We start from the raw sequence: 1,764 nt of genomic DNA on the forward strand, positions 1-1,764 counted from the left end.
GTCTGGTTCATGCCCTGGCGCTACTGGCGGATCGGCAAAAGGCGCGGCGACCCCGAAATCTGATTGCTTCGCCGTGATGCGGACCGGATTTTAACGGTCCGGTAGGGTTAACGCGAAGCTGCACAAACATTGCCAATTTGAGACAAAATCGAGACAAGTCGCCTCGCTAAGCCGCTCCCGCAATCTCATACCGGAGTGACTTCGCCATGCGCCAGATGGACCGCTATCCCTTCATTTTTGCCATCGTCCTTTTCCTTCTGGCCTGGATGCTCGGCTTGCCGGTGCGGGCGCAATCGGCGCCGCTCAACGACATCCGCTGCACGCTGATCCAGGATGCGCAAAGCGGCGCCACGCTTTACCAGGACGGCGTCTGCGATCAGCGCGTCAGTCCGGCCTCGACGTTCAAGGTGCCCCTGGCGCTGATCGGCTATGACGCAGGCATCTTAAGCGAAGTGCACACGCCGAGCTGGGGCTACAAGCCGGAATTCAAGGCGGCGAAGCGCGACCAGAAGACCGTCGATCCAACGATCTGGGAACGCGATTCCATCGTCTGGTACTCGCGCGAGATCACGCGGCGGCTCGGCGCCGAAAAATTCGCCGGCTACGTGTCGAGATTCGGCTATGGCAACAAGGACGTCTCGGGCGATGCCGGCAAGGATAACGGACTGACGCAATCCTGGATCAATTCCTCGCTCGAAATATCGCCGGTCGAGCAGACGGCGTTCCTGCGCCAACTGCTCGCCGGCAAGATGCCGGTGTCGGCGAAGGCGCATGAAATGACCAGGGCAATCCTGCCGACCTTCGCGGCAGCAGACTGGACGGTGCAGGGCAAGACCGGCAGCACCCGGCTTGGCCAGGATGGCAGGCGCTCGCTTGGGTGGTTCGTCGGCTGGGCCGAGAAGGGCGGGCGCCGCATCGTCTTTGCAAGGCTGGTCGTCGATGCCAAGCGTGCCGACCAGCCGAAAGGTCTCGCGACGCGCGCGGCGTTCCTGAAGATTTGCCGCAACTGGTGAAGTAGCCTCTCTCAGATGCTGCGGCGGGCGCGCAGGATGTGCCCGCCGGAATTGCTTTTGGTGCTCGGCAGCTTGGCGAAACGGGCGGCAATGTCGCCGTTGTCGAGATCCTCGATATCGTCGAAGCCGAGATCCGCGAGCGACTTCGCCAATTCATCGGGAACAAAGAAACTGATCCAGGGCTCGACGACCGCCGCGACGCGCGCCGCATAGAAGGCAAGCGTCGCTCGGCCCGCGGCGCCACGATTCCCGGCCGGCTCGCTGTAGTCGAAGGCGACCTCCGAGCCGGCGAGGCCGGCAATGTAGCCAAGCGTGGCAAAAATCGCTTCGCGCGTCAGGTAGGGCACGACGCCCAGCCAGATGAAAAAGCTCGGCTCGTTCGCTTTCAGACTGCCGCCGCCAATTCGCCTGCCAGACTCTGGCGTTCGAAATCGACCGGCACGAAGGCGGCGCCGGCCGGCTCGGCAAGACCGGCTTCGGCGATGCGTTGGCGCTTCCAAGCCTGTGTCGCCGGGTGATCGACCTCGAAGACCGCGAGGTCGGGATATGGATTGCGCAGCGCAAAAGTGTCGAGGCCGGCGCCAAGCACCACGACTTGGGCGACGCCGCGTCGCACCGCCGCCGCCAGCCAGTCCTCGGCAAGGCGGGCGCGTGAGGCAACGAACAGGCGCATGCGGCGGCCATGTTCGTCTTCCCGCGAGAGTTCCCCGGCGTTTGGCGCAGCCTCGCCCAGAATCGGGAGCGCGTAGGG

At 64.0% G+C, this 1,764-nt stretch carries 2 protein-coding genes and 1 pseudogene; 1 reads left to right on the forward strand and 2 read right to left on the reverse strand.

Annotation, left to right across the window (positions count from 1 at the left end; all coding sequences use genetic code 11):
- The first annotated feature begins 206 nt into the window (after positions 1-206).
- Positions 207-1,018 (forward strand): annotated as a pseudogene (gene blaOXA, locus EOA24_RS36800) (class D beta-lactamase).
- A gap of 6 nt (positions 1,019-1,024) precedes the next feature.
- Here blaOXA and EOA24_RS43580 read toward each other — a convergent pair.
- Both EOA24_RS43580 and EOA24_RS43585 read right to left on the reverse strand, forming a co-directional pair.
- Positions 1,025-1,360, reverse strand: coding sequence for a hypothetical protein (locus EOA24_RS43580; RefSeq protein WP_245467031.1), 336 nt, complete (start codon positions 1,358-1,360; stop codon positions 1,025-1,027).
- Positions 1,361-1,398: 38 nt separating this feature from the next.
- On the reverse strand, positions 1,399-1,764 hold a 366-nt coding region (locus EOA24_RS43585; RefSeq protein ID WP_245501950.1), incomplete at its 5' end, for a class I SAM-dependent methyltransferase.

The sequence above is a fragment of the Mesorhizobium sp. M2A.F.Ca.ET.039.01.1.1 genome (assembly GCF_003998035.1).
Taxonomy (GTDB): Bacteria; Pseudomonadota; Alphaproteobacteria; order Rhizobiales; family Rhizobiaceae; genus Mesorhizobium.